Origin of the sequence: Mycolicibacterium confluentis, assembly GCF_010729895.1 — a bacterium.
Lineage (GTDB): Bacteria > Actinomycetota > Actinomycetes > Mycobacteriales > Mycobacteriaceae > Mycobacterium > Mycobacterium confluentis.
The window spans coordinates 2,903,826-2,923,156 of record NZ_AP022612.1; the positions used below are offsets into that span (position 1 = coordinate 2,903,826).

The following is a 19,331-nucleotide window of genomic DNA, read 5'->3' on the forward strand; positions in this document are numbered from 1 at the left end:
CGCTGTGCCGGGGAAGCCGTCGCTGCGTAACGCGCGTTCGGTGCTCAGCGCCGAACTCGCCGCGATCCGGCGCCGCGATCCCGACCTCGACGCGGCCGACCTGACCCTCTTCACGTTCCCCCTGATGGTGCGCGCGCTGGGTGTCCTGGCGATCGGCGTGGTGCCACTGCTCGTGGTGCGCAGCAGCGACGACGAGGACGCCCTGCTGGTGCCGCTGATCGGCTCGCTGGCGCTGGTGATCATCTGCACCGCGGTGGTCGCGTGGCTGATGTCGATCGTGCTGTCGGGGCTTGTGGTGATGATCCTGTACCGCACCCGGCCCGGGGCGTCCTCTCAGTTGGTGGTGCGGATTCTCACCGAGTCCTTTCGGCGGGTCAGCGACTCTTCGTCGCATCTGACGCTGTTGGCGCTGGTGGCGGGCCTGATCTCGCTGGCCATCGGGTTACCGACACGCCGCGGGGACGAGCAGGCGAATTCCGTGATCGACGACCTGCTGGCGGCCCAGGTGGGCGTGCTGCTGGCGGTGCTGGGGTTCGCGTTCATCGCCGAGTCGATCCGGTCCTCGGCCGACATCGTCGACGATCAGTCGCTCATGCTGGCCTGGCCGTGGGCGCTGGTGATCGCGTGCCTGTCCTGGTCGACGGCCACCATGATCGGCCCGTTCGAGACCACCCGGATGCTGACGATCCTGCTCAACGAGTGGCTGCCCGCACTGGTCGACGGCACGCCGCGCAGCGAGGTGATCGCCGATCTGCTGCCGCCGAACGCCCGGTGGTGGGCCGCATTCGGCCCGTTGCCCGTCATCGCGCTGGTGTGGGCCCTCACGGCATGGCGGCATGAGGGGTTTGTCGCGCTCCGGGAGTTCCTCGAGGGTGATGACGAGGTTCCGTCGACGCGCCTTCGCTGACCTCGCGGCTCGCGGCTATGTCGAGTTGATACGTCAACACTGCAAGGGTGAACAGTCCGATCGCCATGCCGGACAGCGCACCGAACCCCTCCGTCGCGAAGTCCACCAGCGCGTTGAGAAACGTCGAGACCAGTGCGGCGTTGCGCAGCCAGCGCATGGGCCACACGGCCTGCGGGTGGCGCCGGCGTCCGATCATCGCGGGCACGGCCAGGGCCGCGGTCAGCGTCGCGGCGATCAGCAGGATCACCGACGCCGGTGTGGGACCGTCCAATTCGAGCCGGACATCCTCGTGCTCGTAGAGGTAGCCGCCGAGGGCGATGCCCAGCGTCCCGAACAGCACCCCGGCCACCGCGCTGATCACCAGCAGCCACCCGACGATCGGGATCCAGCGCGGGCTGCGGAAGAAGCCCGGGATCAGGGTGGGGGCCCAGCGCTGCAGTCGGTACAGCCGATCCGACGCGCCTTCGGCGCCCAGGAGCAGCGCGCGCACGCGATCGGCGTCGGCCTGATCGGCACCACCGTTCTCCGCCTCGTCCACCAGGCGCAGGCCGATCTCGCGGTGGTGATCGGACAGGCCGCGAGCGACGCCGTCGGCGGCCAGCAGGGCGGCCGACGCCAGGCATTCGCGGGCCGAGAGCGGCTTGACGTCGCGGATCACGCGGGCGCCGAGCAGGATCGCCACCACCAGGATGTACATAATCTCGGCGGACGGGCCGTAGAAGTAGTCGTTGTCCTTGGTGACGAACTTGCCGACCTCGTCGAGGAACAGGCCGAAGCCGACGCCGCCCAGAACCACCCCGAGGATGCGCGGCCCGCGGCCCAACGTCATCCAGCCCAGCACCAACGCGATCATCATCAGCGCACCGCCCCACAGCGCGTGCGCGATATGCAGTGTGCCGCCGCCGATCTGCGGGTAGCCGGTCAGCTCGAGATAGGCCCGGGTGAGCAGGATGGTGGCGACTGAGATGAGCACGAACGCCTCGGTGGCCGTGAGCCCCATGGCGTCCCGGGTGAGCAGGCCGCGGCGAATTCCTGGTTGCACGCCCAGGATTAGACCATCCGACGGCCCGGCACAGGCCTGGATTCGTCTGCGACACCCACGCGCTGCGGCGGCCTCAGACCCCTTCAGCCACCTGACTCTTGGCCCAGCGGTAGTCCGGCTTGCCGGAGGGCGAGCGCATCACCTTCGGACAGAACAGGATGTCCTTGGGCAGCTTGTAGCGCGCGATGTGGCGCGCGGCCTCGGCGAGGATCTCACTCCCGGTCGCGGCGTCGGCGCGCACCCCCTCGGCAGGTTGGACCAGAGCGACAACCTCACTCCCCCAGCGCTCACTCGGCCTGCCGACGACCACGACGTCGTACACCGCGGGATGATGCCCGACGGCGGCCTCGACCTCTTCGGCGAAGATCTTCTCGCCGCCGGAGTTGATGGTCACCGAATCCCGGCCGAGCAGTTCGATCGACCCGTCGGCGAGCCAGCGCGCACGGTCACCGGGCACCGAATGCCGGATGCCGTCGATGAGCGGGAAGGTCCGTGCCGACTTCTGCGCGTCGTCGAGGTAACCCAACGGGACCAGGTTCTGCTGGGCCAGCCAACCGGTTTCGTCGTCTCCCGGCACCAGGATGCGGGTCATGTCCTCGCTGACCACGACCGCGCCGGGATTGGGCGCGAATCTCCCAATGCCCGTGGCCGGCACAGGCGCTCTGGGGGCTTCCGTGGCCTTGGTGATCTGGCCCATCTGCGATCCGGTCTCCGACGAACCGCCGGCGTCCAGGATGCTCAGGTGCGGCAGTTGTGCCAGCAGACGCCGTTTGACACCGCCGCTGAACAGCGCCCCGCCGCTGCCGATGGTGGCCAGCGCCGACAGGTCCCAGCGACCGGGGTTGGCCTCCAGTGCGTCGGCCAGGGGTTTGGCGAACGCGTCACCGACGATCAGCAGCATCCCCACCTTCTCCCGGGCGGCCAGTTCCCAGGCCTCCTCGGCATCGAAATGGCTTGTTGTGGAGGACATCACGAAGCTGCGTCCGGCCAGGATGCAGCTGAAGGCCGACCACTGCGCCGCGCCGTGCATCAGGGGCGCACACGCCATCGATCCCGGTGTCGGGCGCTGCGAACGCGCGACGATGCCGTCGAGGCTCGGCATCACCTCACCCGTGCCGAAGGCCCGGCCGCCCATGGCGTTGACGTAGATGTCGTGCTGACGCCACAGCACGCCCTTGGGCATGCCCGTCGTGCCGCCGGTGTAGAGGACGTAGAGGTCATCCGGCGACAGGGCGAGATCGAGCGGTTCCGAGGAGGCTGAGGCCAGCAGGTCCTCGTAGCGGACCGCGCCGGGCAGTGGCGCCACCCCGGAACCGTCGTCGACGTGGATGAGTCGCACCGGTGGCAGTCGGTCCAGAGCGGCGGCCAGGGTCGGTGCGAACTGCGCGTGATACATCACCGCCGCGGCGTTCGCGTTGTCCAACACGTAGGTGAGTTCGTCTGCGACATAGCGGTAGTTGACGTTGAACGGTGCGACGCGGGCGCGATAGGCGCCGAGCATCCCCTCGAGGTATTCGCCACAGTTGGTCAGGTAGAGCGCGAGGTGGCTCTGCCCGGACTGGTGCCCAGCCAACTGCTCGCGCTCGGTGTGCGCGCCCAGGCCCCACTCGTGCAGTGCACGGGCGAGGCGGTGTGTGCGCTCGTCGACCGCGGCGAACGTGCGGCGCCCGTCGCCGAAGACCACGCAGTCCCGGTCGGGGTGGGCGGCAGCGACAGCTCCGAAGACCTGCGCGATGTTGAACTCTGCGGTGGGCACCGATCCATTGTCACAAAGCCGGCGTTTGGACTGGTGCGCGCGGGGTACGCACGAGACACAGGAAAGGGGGTCGAGATGACCAGCATCCCCGCTTTTGGCGGACTTCCCGCAGCGAAGCCCGTGCAGTCGTCGGGCACCGCCGCGCACTATGACGTGATGTGCTGGACCGCCTCGGCGTTGGGTGATCTCTGCCGAACTCTCTCGGTGCTGATGCCGCGCCTCCCCCGCTGACTGCGCCTGATTACGTCGCGAGATCGCTTGTCGTGGGCCCTTCCAGCAGAGTCCCGTCCTGCGCGAACCGCGATCCGTGCAGGGGGCAGTCCCACGAGCGGTCGGCGTCGTTCCACGACACGATGCCGCCAAGGTGCGGGCACACCGCCGACGGAGAGCACTCGACGCCGTCGATGCTGCTGCGCGCGCGGGGATTCCACGGCGGGCCCGACACCACGCCGTGATCGGAGCTCGGCGGATGAGGCATCAGGGTGCTGATCCATCCTCGGGCGAGGTTGAGCCCGACTTCGGCGTTGTACTTCATCGCGGTCGGAAGCCCCGAGATCTCGTGCGGGCCCCAGCTTCCGAATGCGCTTGCCCAGTCCATCCGTCCACCAAGGATCCGGCTCGAGAGCGCCAACGCCGATGCGACCCCGTTGGTCATCCCCCACTTGGCGAAACCCGTTGCCACGAAGATGTTCTCAGCGCCAGGGAGCACCGGTCCGGCGTACGGCAGGCCCGCGGCGGGCGTGTAGTCCTGCGCCGACCACTGATGGGTGCGCACCGCGCCTGGATAGTGCTTCTTGGTCCACTCGGTGAGTTCTTCCAGGTCCCCGCGCACATTCGAGCCGCGACCCACGGTGTGTCCGGCCCCGCCGACGACCAGTTTCTCGCCCGTTTCGCCGAACGCGTAGCGGACCGACCGGGTCGGTGAGTCCGCCGACAGGAACATCGGCCGCGTCAGCGGTCCGGGCACATCGAACGCCAGGCAGTACGACCGCTGAGGGTGAAGACGGGCGAAGAACGCCCCGCGATCGAGAATCGGGATACCCGTGGCCAGGATGCAGTCAGTCGCGGTGACCGTGAATTCGGGGCCGTCGTCGGCGGGCAGCACCTGGGCCTGCACCCGCAGCGGATGCGAACCGCGCACCGCGCGGGCCCGTACGCCCTGCAGCACCCGCCCGCCGTGCTGTTCGAGTTCCACGACCAGGCTCTGCAGCACCGGAACCGGATCGATCTGCGCCTGGTCCGGCAACCGGACACCGCCGTGGAACGGGAACGGAACGTCGGCGTCGTCCTCCCAGTACGCGTCCAACCCGGCGTCGCGGCAGGCCTTGAGCTCGGACTGGACCGCATCGACGCCCCTGGGGCTCTGGGCGTAGGTGTAGGCGTCCTCGCGCTGTGCGCTCAGGCCGTGCTGGTCGCAGTGGCGCAGCAGCCACTCCCGGCCCTCCTGGTTCCCGGCGACATAGGCGCGCAGCACATCAGTGCTGTGCCGCTTCGCGATCCGGGACAGTGTCGTGCCCTGCAGGACACTCACTTTGCCCGTCGTGTTGCCACTGGCGCAGGCACCCACGTGGCGGGCCTCGAGCACCACCACCTGCTTGCCGGCGCGCGCCAGCAGCGCTGCGGTGACCAGGCCCGTCAGACCGGCACCGACGACGACCACGTCGGCCGAGCAGTCGGAACCGTCATACGGGCGCAAGGGATCGGGTCGATTGGAAAGCCACAACGACGTCACGCAGTGGTGCTACCCCGTACCGGCGCATTCAAACTCCGCGAGGTGAGGTTTAGCCGCGCTCCTTTGGGAAACGCCTTGTTCTGGGATGAACACATCACGTCACACGGGAGGACGACATGACGACAGGACAACCGAAGCGCAGCGCACTCTCCGAGCGCACCCGAACACCGATTCAAGTCGCGGCGCTCGCGGTGGGCGCGGTGTTCCTCCTGGTGGGAATTCTGGGCTTCATTCCGGGTATCACGACAAACTACGATCAGCTGTCCTTCGCCGGGCACCACTCGGGCGCTCTGCTTCTGGGGGTGTTCAACGTGTCAGTGCTGCACAACCTGGTGCACCTGGCGTTCGGCGTGGCCGGACTCGTGCTGTCACGCACGTTTTCGGGCGCCCGCGGGTTCCTGATCGGCAGCGGCATCATCTACGCCGTGCTGTGGATCTACGGTCTGGTGATCGACCAACAGTCCAGCGCAAACTTCGTGCCGGTGAACACGGCCGACAACTGGCTGCACATCCTCCTGGCGGTGCTCATGCTCCTGCTGGGCGCGACGCTGGGCCGAAGTGAGGCGCGCGGGACCGCGATCCGCTGATCAGCTGAGCGCGCCGACCGGGTCGAGCGCTTCAATCCGCGCGGGCACATGCTTGTGCCACGGCGTTCCGGCGAACGCGTCGCGCCAGTCGGACGACGTCAGCGCGTTGGGCGCCACACCGGGCACGGTGACGGTGCCGTCCTCGCCGGTGTAGTCCAGGCCGAAGCCGTTGGGCAGCGCGGCGTGCCCCGGCAGCATCGCCTCACTGACCTCGACGGTGGCCTCGGCGCTGCCCGCTGCCGTCGTGACCCGGGCGCGCGCCCCGTCGGCCAGGCCCAGCGCCGCGGCGTCCTCGACGCTGATCCGCAGAGCGCCGTCCCCGTCGCGTTTACGCCAACTCGGGTCCCGCAGGATGTCGTTGGCGGTGTAGGCCCGTCGTTCCCCGGCGGCCAGCACGATCGGGAATTCGTCGGTGGTCAACTTCGGCGGCGCGGACGGCAGTCGGCGCAGTTCGTCGAGCAGTTCGGGGATCTCGAAGGCGATCCGGTGGTCGGCGTGCGTGATGAGCGCGAAGTCGTCGGCGTAGTCGTGCACGGTGAACGTCACGCCGGACCGTTTTGTGAGGATCGCCTCGAAGAGTGCATTGCCGTCGGCGTGCCCGGCCCGCCGCATGGCCTCCGGGTAGGTCATCGCGACCTTCTGCGCCAGTCCCCACAACGCCGCGGCGCCCCGCAGGCCGTCGGGAAGCGTCGGCCCGAGCGTCTCGTAGAGAACGTACGGCAACGCCTTGGCCAGGGTGGGCACGGTCGACACCGCGGTCAGGAAGGCCACCGCATAGGCGTCGAGTCCCTCACGGGCCGCGCGGCGCAGCGGTTCGAGGTCCGCGTCGTCGACGTATCCCAGGGCGCGCATCAGGCGCGCCCAGATCTCCGGTTCGGGCAGAGTGCCCTCGGCGGGTTCGAGGATCGGGTGCCTCAGTTGAAAGGTGTTGTGCGGGAACTCGAGGTTGAAGAAAGTCGCCTCGGCCTTCTCGAACTGGGACGCGGCCGGAAGCACATAGTGGGCCAGCCGGGCGGTCTCGGTCATCGCGACGTCGATGACGACGACGAGTTCGAGGGCCCGCAGCGCGGCGGCAACCTGCCCCGAGTCGGCGATGGAATGGGCTGGGTTGCTGCTCTCGACGATCATGGCCCGGAACCGGTCCGGGTGATCGGTCAGAATCTCCTGCGGCACAACGTTGCTCGGCGTCAGACCGCCGATCACCGGCGCTCCGGTGACCGGTGTCCGGCCCACCCCACCCGGCGCGAACAGCGGGGCCATCCATGAATGCAGGTGCTGGCCACCACGTTTGGCGAAACTGCCGGTGAGGATCCACAGCATCTTGTCCAGGTAGGAGCACAGCGTGCTGTTCGGGGCCTGTTGGACGCCGAGGTCTTCGAACACCGCGACGCTGTCGGCGGAGGCCATCCGCCGCGCGGCGGCCCGCAGCAGTTCCTCGTCGACGCCGCAGTGTGCGGCGTACACGGTGATGTCCACGTCGCGCAGCACGGCCTTGACGGCGTCGACACCGGTGACGTGCTCGGCCAGAAACGCCTCGTCGCACAAGTTCTCCTGCACCAGGACGGCCGCCATCGCGGCGAGGCACCAGGCGTCGGTGCCGGGTGTGACCCGCAGGTGGAAGTCGGCCATCTTCGCGGTGTCGGTCAGCACCGGATCCAGCACGATCATCGACCGCGCGGGATCCTTGGCGATCTCATTGAGGACGACCCTCGCGCGGGGAAAGCTCTGTGACATCCACGGGTTCTTGCCGACGAACACCGAGACCTCGGCGTGCTCGAACTCGCCGCGCGTGTGCCCGCCGTAGAGAAGGCTGTCCACCCACCCCTCGCCGGTCTTCTCCTGCGCCAGGGCGTTGGACCTGTACCGCGCGCCGATCGCCTTGAGGAACGCGCCACTGTAGGCGCCGCCGAGGTGGTTGCCCTGACCACCACCGCCGTAGTAGAAGACCTTGTCGCCGCCGTAGGTGTCGCGGATCTGGGAGAACTTCTCGGCGATCTCGGAAATCGCGGTGTCCCAGTCGATCTCCTCATAGCTGCCGTCGGCGCGACGGCGCAGCGGGGACGTCAGACGGGCCCGGTTGTTCTGATAGTGGTCCAGCCTCAAGGCTTTGTTGCAGGTGTAACCCTGCGTCCCGGGATGGTCCTTGTCTCCGCGGATCTTGGCCAGAGTGCGCCCTTCCGTCTGCACGATGATGCCGCAGTTGCATTCGCACAGAATGCACGCGGTGGGCTGCCAGTCGGACGTCTGATCACTCACGGATCACTCCCTCGCCGAAGTCGGTCCCAGCATAGACCAGTCAGTCCATCTAGTCACGGTCTTTCTGCGCGTCTACATTTCGGGACGTGCTTGATGAACTGTTCTCCATCGCCGGCAAGACCGCCCTGATCACCGGCGGCACGAGCGGAATCGGGCTGATGATCGCGCAGGGTTACCTGCGCGCGGGGGCCAAGGTCTACATCGCGTCACGGAAACCAGAGGCCTGCGCCGCGGCGAGTGAGACGTTGTCCGAGTTCGGCGAGGTGCACGCGATCCCGGCCGACGTCAGCGACGTCGCGCAGTGTCAGGCGCTGATCGACGAGGTCGCCGCCCGTGAGGACCGACTGCACATCCTGGTCAACAACGCCGGCGCGGTCTGGGGTGCACCCTTCGACAGCTTCCCCCTTGAGGCGTTCGACAAAGTGCTGACGCTCAACGTCAAGGCGCCCTTCGCACTCACCCAGGCGGCCCGCCCCCTGCTGGACGCGGCCCGCACCGACGACGATCCCGCCCGCGTGATCAACGTGGGCTCGATCGACGGGATCGCGGTACCCCGCACCCCCACGTTCTCCTACTCGGCGTCCAAAGCCGGACTGCACCAGCTGACCCGGCACATGGCGCACGTGCTGGCCCCCGACATCCTGGTCAACGCGATCGCCCCCGGCCCGTTCCGGTCCAAGATGATGGCCGCGACCCTCGACGCCGTCGGCGACCGCCTGGCCGCGGCCACTCCCGTCGGGCGCATCGGCAGGGACGAGGACATGATCGGCGTGGCGATCTACCTGGCGTCGCGCGCCGCGAACTACGTGACCGGCGCGGTGATTCCCGTCGACGGCGGGTTGAGCACCACCGCGGGCATGACCCTGTGACACAGGACCGACGGATTTCGTCGCGGCAACGCCTCGCACATGACGTACCCGTCAGCCTAGGCTGGCCTGAACGGAACGATCCGTAGAACGGAAGGAGAGCGCGTTATGAGCCTGTACGCCGTAGTCGATCCCGCCACCGGGGAGACGGTTCAGGAATACCCGACCGCCACCGACCAGCAGATCGAGGAGGCCCTGGCCTCGGCCTCCAAGGCGTTCAAGGAGTGGTCGAAGACGACGACGGTCGCCGACCGCGCCGCGCTCATCCGCAAGGTCGGACAACTGCACGCCGAGCGCGCCGAGGAACTGGCCAAGATCATCGAACGCGAGATGGGCAAGCCGTTCGACGACGCCAAGGGTGAGGTCGAGTTCTCCGCCGCCATCTACGAGTACTACGCGGACAACGCAGAGAAGTTCCTGGCCGACGAGCCGATCGACCTGCTCGACGGCGAGGGCAGTGCGGTGATCAAGCGGACGCCGGTGGGCGTGCTGCTGGGCATCATGCCGTGGAACTACCCGTACTACCAGGTGGCGCGGTTCGCCGGTCCCAACCTGACGCTGGGCAACACGATCGTGCTCAAGCACGCGCCGCAGTGCCCGGAGTCGGCGGCGGCCATGCAGAAGATCTTCGACGACGCCGGCTACCCCAAGGGCGCCTACGTCAACGTCTACGCGACCAACGAGCAGATCGCCGACGCAATCGCCGATCCCCGCGTCCAGGGTGTGTCGCTGACCGGTTCGGAGCGCGCCGGTGCGGCGGTGGCCGAGATCGCTGGCCGCAACCTCAAGAAGGTCGTTCTCGAACTCGGTGGCTCGGATCCGTTCATCGTGCTGTCCACCGACAACCTCGACGAGACGGTCGAGGCCGCGTTCAGCGGTCGGTTCGAGAACACCGGCCAGGCCTGCAACGCCGCCAAGCGGTTCATCGTCGCCGCCGACATCTACGACGACTTCCTGGCGAAGTTCACCGAAAGGGTGCTCGGCGCCGCGGGCAGCCTCGCCCCGCTGTCGTCGGTCGCCGCCGCAGAACGCCTCGAGCAGCAGGTGCAGAAGGCCGTCGACAGCGGCGCCAAGCTGGTGTCGGCCGGCGAGCGCAAGGGCGCGCACTTCCCGCCCGGCGTGCTCACCGGTGTCACGCCCGAGTCACCGTCCTACAAGGAGGAGCTGTTCGGACCCGTCGCCACGGTCTACAAGGTGGCCGACGAGGACGAGGCCGTCGAACTGGCCAACGACACCCCGTTCGGGCTGGGCTCCTACGTGTTCACCGCCGACCAGGAGCAGGCGCTGCGGGTCGCCGACAAGATTGAGGCTGGCATGGTCTTCGTCAACGTCGTCGGCGCCGACGGTGTGGAACTGCCGTTCGGCGGCGTCAAGCGGTCCGGTTTCGGCCGCGAACTGGGCCGTTTCGGCATCGACGAGTTCGTCAACAAGAAGCTGATCCGCGTCGGCTGACGCGATCACAACCTGCGCGCAGGGGCGGTGACCGGTCCGGTCGCCGCCCCTGCCTGCAATTTCATGCCCATATGGCCCCTCGACGCGGGGTAACTTCACCGTATGCACACCCCGCATGCAGGCCTCGTGTCGGCCGTCGCCGTGACCGTCGGACTGCTTACCGGTTGCAGCGAGCTGACCGCGGGCGCCCCAATGGCCGCGCCCGACACCGCGACGACAAGCGCATCTCCCACCACGACGACCACGACGGTGGCGCCGCCGCCCGACGCCGCGGGTCTGCTGTTGCCGTCAGGGGCCGAGACCCCCGCAGGGCCGGTGACCTCGATCCCCGTCGGGCCCAACTACTTCACCAGCGCCGACCCGCCGACGTGTGATGCCGCGGTGCTGTTCAGGAATTCGCCTCTGGTACCCCCGGGAGCGGTCCAGCAGGCCGAGAAGGCATACACCTCGCCCGGCACGGCCCTGATGGCCGAGGCCGCCAGCGTGTACACGAGTCCCATCGATCCGGCCACGGTCGTGCGGGACGGGTTCAGCGCCGTGAGCGGGTGCAGTGGCGAGGCCGTGGGCCTGGCGCCGCAGGGCCCGGGAGAGCCGATGCGCCTCACGCGGTTCGAGATGGCGGGCGTCGGCGTGCTGGTCTGGCAGATGTCGCAGCCGACGTGGACGTGCGACTACGGTCTGGTCGCCGTCAGCCAGGCGGTCCTGATGCTCTCACTGTGTGACGCCCAACCGGGCTTCCCGATGGCCGAGTGGGCCAGTACCCGACGCGCTGAGATCTTCAGGGGTTGATCAGCGCCACGAAGATCAGGTTGGCGAGGTACAGCGCGCGCGGGATGTAACCGATGCCGAGGAGCCCTGCGGTGTACACCCCGGGATTCAGCCCACCCGACAACCATGCGCCGATGTTGAGATCACCGGAGTTGCCGGCACCGAGAATCAACTTGCCGGAGTTCCCGACGCCCGCGATCAGCAGGCCGGAGTTCCCGGTCCCCACGATCAGCAGGCCGGAGACACCCGCGCCCCAGTTGAGGGCACCGGAGTTGCCCGCGCCCGGCGTCAGCAGACCCGAACTGCCCACCCCGAAGGTCAGGAGGCCGGAGTTGCCGGAGAACGGGTTGAGGTGCCCTGAGGTACCCGCTCCGATGTTGAACGAGCCGGAGCTTCCGATGCCCGGGTTGCGGTTTCCTGAGCTGCCCAGGCTGAGATTGTTGGTCCCGGAGGTGCCGAGGCCGATGTTCCCGTCGCCGTCGTTGCCGCCACCTGAGTTGCCGATGCCGATGTTGTCGTAACCCGCGTTCCCGATACCGGGGTTGTTCTCCCCCGAGTTCCCGGCGCCGGGGTTGGTGGTGCCTGAGCTGCCGAACCCGATGTTGCCCGCGCCGGAGTTGCCGCCACCGATGTTGGCGCTGCCGGAACTGCCTGCCGAGCCGGAGTTGTTCGTGCCGGAACTTCCGAAGCTTCCGGCGTTGTTCGATCCCGAGCCGCCGCCGTTACCGTGATTGCCGCTGCCCGAACTGCCCAGCGCGGCATTGTTGTTCGTGCCCGACGAACCGGCGCCGCCGTTGTTCCCAGAACCCGACTGCCCCGCGCTGCCCGCATTGTTCGTCCCCGAATTGCCTGCGGTGCCGTGGTTGCCAGACCCCGAGCTGCCCGCACTGCCGGAGTTGCTCGAACCCGAGCCGCCGCCGTTACCGTGGTTGTCACTGCCCGAACTGCCCAGCGCGGCATTGTTGTTCGTGCCCGACGAACCGGCGCCGCCGTTGTTCCCAGAACCCGACTGCCCCGCGCTGCCCGCATTGTTCGTCCCCGAGTTGCCCGCGGCACCATGGTTGCCCGACCCCGAGCTGCCGGCGCCGCCGCTGTTGTACGAGCCGGACTGGCCGGCCGCACCGTTGTTGTGTGACCCGGAGTTGCCGCCACTGCCCGCGTTGGCCTCGCCCGAACTGCCCGCGGCACCATGGTTGCCCGAACCCGAGTTGCCCGCACCGCCACTGTTGTTGGACCCGGACTGGCCAGCCGCACCGCTGTTGGAGGACCCGGAGTTCCCACCGCTGCCCGCGTTGCCCTGGCCCGAACTGCCCGCCGACCCGTGGTTCCCGGATCCCGAGTTGCCCGCCCCAACGCTGTTGCCCGAACCCGACTGCCCGAAGCCGCCACTGTTGCCGAACCCCGAGTTACCACCGGAGCCGGAGTTCTGCTCACCGGAACTGCCCGCGCTGCCGGAGTTCCAGCTGCCCGCATTGCCGACGCCGACGTTGTTGTTGCCGGAGTTGCCGCCGCCAACGCCGTCGTTGTCGCTGCCCGAGTTGCCGCCGCCGACGCCGTTGTGCCCGGACCCTGAGTTCCCGCCGCCCAGACCGGCGTTGCCGGTCCCGGAATTGCCGGCGCCCCAGGAGTTGTTCCACCCGGAGTTGCCTGCCGAGCCGCCGTTGTTGTACCCCGACGTTCCAGCGGTTCCCACATTGCCGTACCCGGAGGACCCCGCACTGAGCTCGTTGTTCTCACCTGAACTGACCACCCAGATCGGGCCGTCGCCGGCCTGGTGGTTCCCGGTGTTCCTGTCCCCGGAGTTCCAATCGCCCGTGTTCAGGTTGCCGCTGTTGTGGTCTCCGGTGTTGGTGTCTCCGGTGTTGTAATTGCCCGTATTGGTGCTGCCCGAGTTGCCGTTGCCGGTGTTGGTGCTGCCCGAGTTGTTGTCCCCGGAGTTGGTGTTTCCGGAGTTCTGGTTCCCGGTGTTGGTGTCCCCAGAGTTCTGATGGCCCGTGTTGGTGCGCCCCGAGTTGTAGTCGCCGGTGTTGGTGTCGCCGGAGTTGCCGTTGCCGGTGTTGGTGTCGCCCGAGTTGTAGTCGAACCGGTTGGTGTTGCCCGAGTTGGCATTTCCGGTGTTGGTGTTCCCCGAGTTGTAGTCGCCGGTGTTGGTGTTGCCCGAGTTCCGGTGACCCGTGTTGGTGTCGCCGGAGTTGGCGTGGCCGGTGTTGGTCCTCCCCGAGTTGCGGTCGCCGCTGTTCGTGTCACCCGAGTTGGCATTCCCGGTGTTGGTGTTCCCCGAGTTGGCATTCCCGGTGTTGGTGTTGCCCGAGTTGGCATTCCCGGTATTGGTGTTCCCCGAGTTGCGGTCACCGCTGTTCGTGTTCCCGGAGTTCGCATCGCCGGTGTTCGTGTTGCCCGAGTTGACGTTTCCGGTGTTGGTGTTCCCCGAGTTCGCGTAACCGGTGTTCGTGTCGCCCGAGTTGAGGTTGCCGGTATTGGTGTTGCCTGAATTGGCGTTGCCCGTGTTGGTGTCACCGGAGTTGATGTTTCCGGTGTTGGTGTTGCCCGAGTTGGCGATGCCGGTATTGGTGTTGCCCGAATTGGCGTTCCCGGTGTTGGTGTTCCCCGAGTTCAAGACGCCGGTGTTGGTGTCGCCGGAGTTGAGGTGGCCGGTATTGGTGTTGCCCGAGTTCAGGTTTCCGGTGTTCGTGTTGCCCGAGTTGAAGTCCCCGGTGTTGGTGCTGCCGGAATTGTGGTGGCCGGTGTTCGTCCCACCCGAGTTGTAGTTACCGGTGTTCGTCCCACCCGAGTTGTAGTCGCCGGTGTTCGTCCCACCCGAGTTGTAGTCGCCGGTGTTCGTCCCACCCGAGTTGTGGTTACCCGTGTTGGTGCCACCGGAGTTGTAACTGCCCGTGTTGGTGCCACCGGAGTTGTAACTTCCGGTGTTCGTACCGCCGGCGTTGTAGTGGCCGTAGTTGGTGCCACCGGCATTGCGGTTCCCGGTGTTGGTGCCTCCGGCGTTGTAGCTCCCCGTGTTCGTTCCACCGGCGTTGTGGTGGCCGGTGTTGGTGCCACCCGCGTTGTGGTTTCCGGTGTTGGTGCCGCCCGAATTATGCTTGCCGGTGTTGGTGTTTCCGGAGTTGTAGAACCCGGTGTTGGTGTTTCCGGAGTTCCAGCACCCGGTGTTGGTGTCGCCTGAGTTGTAGCAACCGGTGTTGGTGTTGCCCGAGTTCCAGAACCCAGTGTTGGTGTTGCCCGAGTTCCAGAACCCCGTGTTGGTGTTTCCGGAGTTGTAGAAGCCGGTATTGGTGTTGCCCGAGTTGTAGAAGCCCGTGTTGGCCTTGCCTGCGTTCCAGAACCCGGTGTTGCCACTGCCTGAGTTCCAGAACCCGACATTGCCGTCGCCGGAGTTGAAGAAGCCGATGTTGTAGTTTCCGGAGTTGCCGAAACCGATGTTTCCGACACCGGAATTGCCGAATCCAATGTTGAAGTTGCCGGCGTTGCCCAGGCCGAGGTTGAACCACCCCGAATTGAACCCGCCGATGCCGACCAGGTTGTCGCCGACGAGGCCGATCCCGAAATTGTTGTTTCCGGTGTTGCCGAACCCGACGTTGTTGTTCCCCTTGTTGCCCAACCCGATGTTGTTGCTTCCGAGGTTGCCCCAACCCTGGTTGGCGTTGCCCGTGTTGCCGCCGCCCTGATTGCCGCTGCCGATGTTGCCGCTGCCCTGGTTGCCGCTGCCGACGTTCCCAGACCCGGCATTACCGTCACCGATGTTGCCCGAACCTTCGTTGCTGTCACCGATGTTGGCGTGCCCGGAGTTGTCGTCGCCCTGGTTGGCGTGCCCCGTGTTGGCGTTGCCGATGTTGCCCGACCCCGAGTTATCGCTGCCGTGGTTGCCGCTTCCGGAGTTGTTCTCCCCGATGCCCAGGCCTATGCCGGTGTTGCCGTGACCCGAGTTGTTGTCGCCCTGATTGCCGTGACCGGTGTTGTGGTCACCGATGTTTCCGCTGCCGGAGTTGTCGTCACCGCGGTTGCCGCCGCCGGAGTTGTCACTGCCCTGGTTGCCGCTTCCGGCGTTGTTGTCGCCGATGTTGCCGGATCCGGTGTTCGCGTCGCCGATGTTGCCGTCGCCACTGTTTCCGTCGCCGATGTTGCCGCCACCGGAGTTGCCGTCACCGAGGTTGCCGGACCCGCTGTTGTCGTCACCCGTATTGCCGTGCGCCCCAGGCAGATTGTTGTCTCCGGTGTTGCCACTGCCCTGGTTGCCGCTGCCCTGGTTGCCGTGTCCGGTGTTGGTGTTACCCGTGTTGCCGTGGCCGGTGTTGCCGTCACCGGCATTACCGGACCCGGTGTTGTCATCACCGGCGTTCCCGCTGCCGGCGTTGCCGCTGCCCGTGTTGCCGTCGCCGTCGTTGTTGTCACCCTGGTTGGCGTCGCCGGTGTTCGCACTGCCGCTGTTGCCACTGCCGGAGTTGCCGCTGCCGTCATTGCCGGATCCGGAATTGCCGTCGCCGTGATTGCCTGAGCCCGTGTTGTTGTCGCCGGTGTTGCCGTTGCCGTCGTTCGCACTGCCGTGGTTTCCGTGACCGGCGTTCCCGGTCCCCTGGTTACCGTCACCGCCGTTGTCGTCGCCGATGTTGCCGTCACCGATGTTCCCGCTGCCGGTGTTGCCGTCGCCGCCGTTGTTGGCGCCCTGGTTGCCGTCGCCGCCGTTGTTGGCCCCCTGATTGCCGTCACCGGAGTTTCCGTTGCCGGTGTTGCCGTCGCCCGCGTTGTTGTCGCCAATGTTTCCGCTGCCGGGGTTCGTGCCGCCGGTGTTGCCGTCGCCGACGTTGCCGCTGCCCGTGTTGCCGTCACCCGCGTTCCCCGTGCCCTGATTACCGTCACCGGCGTTGTTGTCGCCCGTGTTGCCGTGACCGGGGTTGTCGGCGCCCTGGTTGCCGTCACCGATGTTCTCGCTGCCGGTGTTGCCGTTCCCGTCGTTGCCGTTGCCGGTGTTGCCGTCGCCGGCGTTGCCGCTGCCCTGGTTACCGCCGCCCGTGTTGCCGTCGCCGGTGTTGCCGTCACCGCCGTTGTTGTTGCCCGTGTTGCCACTGCCGATGTTGCCGCTGCCCTGATTGCCGCCGCCGGTGTTCCCGCTGCCCTGATTGCCGAGTTCCGAAGAGTCGGCCGCGACGTAGGCGTTGGCGAGCTCGGCGGCGGCCTGCGCGGTGCTCAGTCTCGAGATGCTGTTGATGCCCTCGGCGATCTGACCACGCTGGTGGGTGTCGGCCGCTCGCGTGACCCCGGCCGAGGTCAGCGCGTTCTGTCGTCGTGTCCACGCCAGCAACACCAGGTCCAGGGGCGCCGCCGGGGGCGAATCGGGATTCGGCGTGGCACCGAACGGCCGCAACCCGACCGCACCCCGCAGCTGGGACCAGACGCTTTCCGCCCTTTCGCGTGGCGGCGACGCGGAGGGGGCGGGCGTCGAACTGGTCAACGTCTCCGTGGCCGACGGCGCCGGAGCATGGGCCACCGGCGCAGGAGTGATGGTCGGCGCCGACGGCCGGCGGACCTCAAGCGAGTGCCTGCCGGGCTCAGATCGCTGGGGCCGCACCTGGACATCCGATCGCTCGGCCTCGACGTCACGCAGGTGTCGGCCGGGTCGCTGCTGAGTCGGGCGCGAGTCGCGAGTCCGCGGCTGGCGGGGGTTCGAGTCAGTGTCTCCGCGCTGAGTGTCGAGGCGGGCAAGTGCCTCTCTGACACCCTTGGTCAGATGGTCGATCGAATCACGCACCGCCGCTGAGGAATCCGACCGATCCCGCGTCCGAAGAGGGCGCTTTCCCGTCCCGACGCCCGGCGCCGAGTCAGCCGTGGCACGCGCTGCGCCGGAGGTTCTTGAGGAGCTGGATCCCGGCTTGGCCCCTGGCGACGCGTCGCCACCCCCACCGGGGCCGGCGTCCGCCTGTGAGGGTTCGGCCCATGCCGTCCCAGGAGTCGAGGCGACTGCGGCCCCGACGCCAAGCGCGACCGCGAGCGCACCAATCCGTCCGACGAATCTGCCAGCATCCATCACGCGTCCCTTTGGGGCTCCGTGCGCCGGCCAAGGTATGCCGCCGCCATCAGCACACGTGTGACTTCTAACACACTGACTGCAGGACACGAGCAGGTATTGACGAATCAGGCAGTTAACTTTGGCAACGAAGTGTCACGATCCGACGGGTTGGGTCTGGCAATGCCGCGCCCAGCCCAGGCCGTCGCCGACAAGGTTCCACGCTGCGCCGAACCCGTGCCGACCTGCGCGACCGCGTGCGTACCCAATCGATGAACATTCGCAAAATCGCCGACGCTGGCTAACTCATATCATTAGCCATGCGAATGATCTTGAAGCCAGCGCTTCCGGCGCGTTGATCTTCGCGGGGGTGATTCGTGAAAGCCGGCAGGGCCGGTGAGATGTCGCATGAAATGTGTGGTCCCGGCTGGTATCGAACCTTTCGGTCAGCAAAATCAGAAACATGCTCCGATCAGGCAATTACCTTGCCGCCCTGTCACTTTGGGTTACATTTGCGTACCAACAGACACAAACGGGTACCAGCGATATACTGCTAAGCACAGCCCATGGATAGCCCGAATTGGCAACCCTGCTGGTCACCTACCTAACCGGCTGGAATGGGTGGGATCGGCTCACCGGCTCGAAACCGGAATCGTCGAAACCGGACAACAAGGAGAAACACATGTCGGGCAGAAAAGGCCATCGCGGTTGGGGTTGGATTCGCAAACGTTCATCGGGCCGCTTTCAAGCGTCATACATCGGCCCCGACAACGTTCGACACTTCGCACCGACGACGTTCGAACTCAAGATCGACGCCGAAGAATGGTTGACACAGGAACGCCGAGCGATCCAAAACGCGATCTCGTCGCTTGCGCCGGTTGGCGGGAACGGGCCACAACTGCAATGGCTCTCCCCCGCCGAACGCGTCGGCCTGGCGGTTGAGGTCAACCGCGAAACGTTGGAACAGTACGGAAGGCGATGGATCGAACAGCGCGATCTCAAGCCGAAGACGGTTGCGCACTACACGAACTTGCTCGAAAGGCACATCGCGCCGAAGCTCGGCAATATCGTTGTGTCGAATCTGAAACCGGCGCTGATTCGCGACTGGCACGCGCGCACCCTGACAGACAAACCCACAATGCGGGCACACGCCTACCAACTTTTGCACGCGATCTGTGACACAGCGGTCAGAGACGAGCTGTTGGAGAGAAACCCGGCGATGATCAGCGGGGCGACATCGACCAAAAGCAATCGTGAATCGGTGGTGCCGAGCATTGAGGAAATGGCTGTCATCGCGGACAAGATCGAAGACAAGTTCCGCGCCCTCGTGCTCATCGCCGCCTGGTGCGGTCTGCGCTTCGGCGAAGTCATCGAACTTCGGCGAAAGGACATCGGCGTCGACTGCGAGCTGATCACCCTGACGCGCGGTGTCACCCACCTGACCGAGAAGCAGGCGGCAGCTAGCGGTAAACCACGGTGCAACGTCAGCACGCCGAAATCAGGCAAGGGTCGCAACGTCGTCGTACCGCCACATATCCGCGACGACATCGAGCATCATCTGGCCGAGTTCGTCGGCCCCGGTCCTGCTGCGCAGTTGTTTCCCCCGGTGCGCGGCGGATGTCATATTTCAGATCGGGTGGTGCGCGATGCGTTCCGCGAAGCGTGCGCGTCGGCTGGCGTGACCGGAATGCGGTTGCATGACATGCGCCATTTCGCTGGTCACCAGACCGCGCGAGTTGCGAACCTGCCCGAGACAATGGCCCGTCTTGGCCACAGCACCCAAACCGCCAGCCTGCGCTACCAGGGCCAGGTGTCGGGCCGTGCCGTTGAGGTCGCCGAAGCGCTTTCGGCGTTAGTCGAAACGCCGAAGCTGGCCGAGGTTGCCGACGCGCGGATTGAAGACAAGGCAGAATCCGCGGTGTGACGCTATTCCTCGGACCGGTCCCCAA

12 protein-coding genes and 3 pseudogenes are annotated in these 19,331 nt (G+C 66.8%); 7 read left to right on the forward strand and 8 right to left on the reverse strand.

Annotated features, from left to right (window positions below; all coding sequences use genetic code 11):
• Positions 1-4 precede the first annotated feature (4 nt).
• Positions 5-907: a hypothetical protein gene (locus G6N34_RS13465; protein WP_085152507.1), complete on the forward strand. Its 903-nt coding sequence runs from the start codon at positions 5-7 to the stop codon at positions 905-907.
• Here the strand turns inward: G6N34_RS13465 and G6N34_RS13470 are convergent.
• On the reverse strand, positions 822-1,907 hold the full coding sequence (locus tag G6N34_RS13470) for a hypothetical protein (RefSeq protein WP_234812941.1): 1,086 nt from the start codon (positions 1,905-1,907) through the stop codon (positions 822-824). The two genes, G6N34_RS13465 and G6N34_RS13470, sit on opposite strands and share 86 nt — an antisense overlap.
• Positions 1,908-2,022: 115 nt before the next feature.
• On the reverse strand, positions 2,023-3,705 hold the full coding sequence (locus G6N34_RS13475; protein WP_085152508.1) for an acyl-CoA synthetase: 1,683 nt from the start codon (positions 3,703-3,705) through the stop codon (positions 2,023-2,025).
• Positions 3,706-3,780: 75 nt separating this feature from the next.
• Here G6N34_RS13475 and G6N34_RS13480 point away from each other — a divergent pair, with 75 nt between their 5' ends.
• On the forward strand, positions 3,781-3,936 hold the full coding sequence (locus G6N34_RS13480) for a hypothetical protein (protein ID WP_163645389.1): 156 nt from the start codon (positions 3,781-3,783) through the stop codon (positions 3,934-3,936).
• A 10-nt stretch (positions 3,937-3,946) separates the two neighbouring features.
• Here G6N34_RS13480 and G6N34_RS13485 read toward each other — a convergent pair whose 3' ends face one another.
• Positions 3,947-5,437 carry an FAD-dependent oxidoreductase gene (locus G6N34_RS13485; protein ID WP_085152509.1) on the reverse strand — a complete coding sequence of 497 codons (1,491 nt, stop codon included), beginning with the start codon at positions 5,435-5,437 and terminating at the stop codon, positions 3,947-3,949.
• Between the two features lie 116 nt (positions 5,438-5,553).
• Between G6N34_RS13485 and G6N34_RS13490 the strand changes: the two genes are divergently transcribed.
• A complete protein-coding gene (locus G6N34_RS13490; RefSeq protein ID WP_085152510.1) occupies positions 5,554-6,024 on the forward strand; it encodes a DUF4383 domain-containing protein in 471 nt (156 codons plus the stop codon).
• Here the strand turns inward: G6N34_RS13490 and G6N34_RS13495 are convergent, their stop codons facing one another.
• Entirely contained in the window at positions 6,025-8,280 is a 2,256-nt protein-coding gene (locus tag G6N34_RS13495; protein ID WP_085152511.1) for a molybdopterin-dependent oxidoreductase, read from the reverse strand.
• Between the two features lie 86 nt (positions 8,281-8,366).
• Between G6N34_RS13495 and G6N34_RS13500 the strand changes: the two genes are divergently transcribed.
• The 3 genes from G6N34_RS13500 (at position 8,367) to G6N34_RS13510 (ending at position 11,387) form a co-directional block, all read left to right on the forward strand.
• Positions 8,367-9,149: an SDR family oxidoreductase gene (locus G6N34_RS13500; protein ID WP_109788527.1), complete on the forward strand. Its 783-nt coding sequence runs from the start codon at positions 8,367-8,369 to the stop codon at positions 9,147-9,149.
• A 105-nt stretch (positions 9,150-9,254) separates the two neighbouring features.
• Positions 9,255-10,598: an NAD-dependent succinate-semialdehyde dehydrogenase gene (locus G6N34_RS13505; protein ID WP_085152512.1), complete on the forward strand. Its 1,344-nt coding sequence runs from the start codon at positions 9,255-9,257 to the stop codon at positions 10,596-10,598.
• A 102-nt stretch (positions 10,599-10,700) separates the two neighbouring features.
• A complete protein-coding gene (locus G6N34_RS13510) occupies positions 10,701-11,387 on the forward strand; it encodes a hypothetical protein (RefSeq protein WP_085152513.1) in 687 nt (228 codons plus the stop codon).
• Here the strand turns inward: G6N34_RS13510 and G6N34_RS28465 are convergent.
• From G6N34_RS28465 to G6N34_RS28480, 4 genes and pseudogenes are all read right to left on the reverse strand, one after another.
• Positions 11,377-13,893: a beta strand repeat-containing protein gene (locus tag G6N34_RS28465; RefSeq protein ID WP_407663271.1), complete on the reverse strand. Its 2,517-nt coding sequence runs from the start codon at positions 13,891-13,893 to the stop codon at positions 11,377-11,379. The two genes, G6N34_RS13510 and G6N34_RS28465, sit on opposite strands and share 11 nt — an antisense overlap.
• Positions 13,894-14,316: pseudogene (locus G6N34_RS28470) on the reverse strand (PPE family protein); the annotation flags it as partial. It lies immediately after the preceding gene.
• Between the two features lie 117 nt (positions 14,317-14,433).
• Positions 14,434-15,201: pseudogene (locus G6N34_RS28475) on the reverse strand (hypothetical protein); the annotation flags it as partial.
• A gap of 90 nt (positions 15,202-15,291) precedes the next feature.
• Positions 15,292-17,403, reverse strand: a pseudogene (locus G6N34_RS28480) (hypothetical protein); the annotation flags it as partial.
• 559 nt (positions 17,404-17,962) lie between these two features.
• On the opposite strand from G6N34_RS28480, the gene G6N34_RS13520 reads away from it, so the two are divergent.
• On the forward strand, positions 17,963-19,306 hold the full coding sequence (locus G6N34_RS13520) for a tyrosine-type recombinase/integrase (RefSeq protein ID WP_276061026.1): 1,344 nt from the start codon (positions 17,963-17,965) through the stop codon (positions 19,304-19,306).
• Positions 19,307-19,331 lie beyond the last annotated feature (25 nt).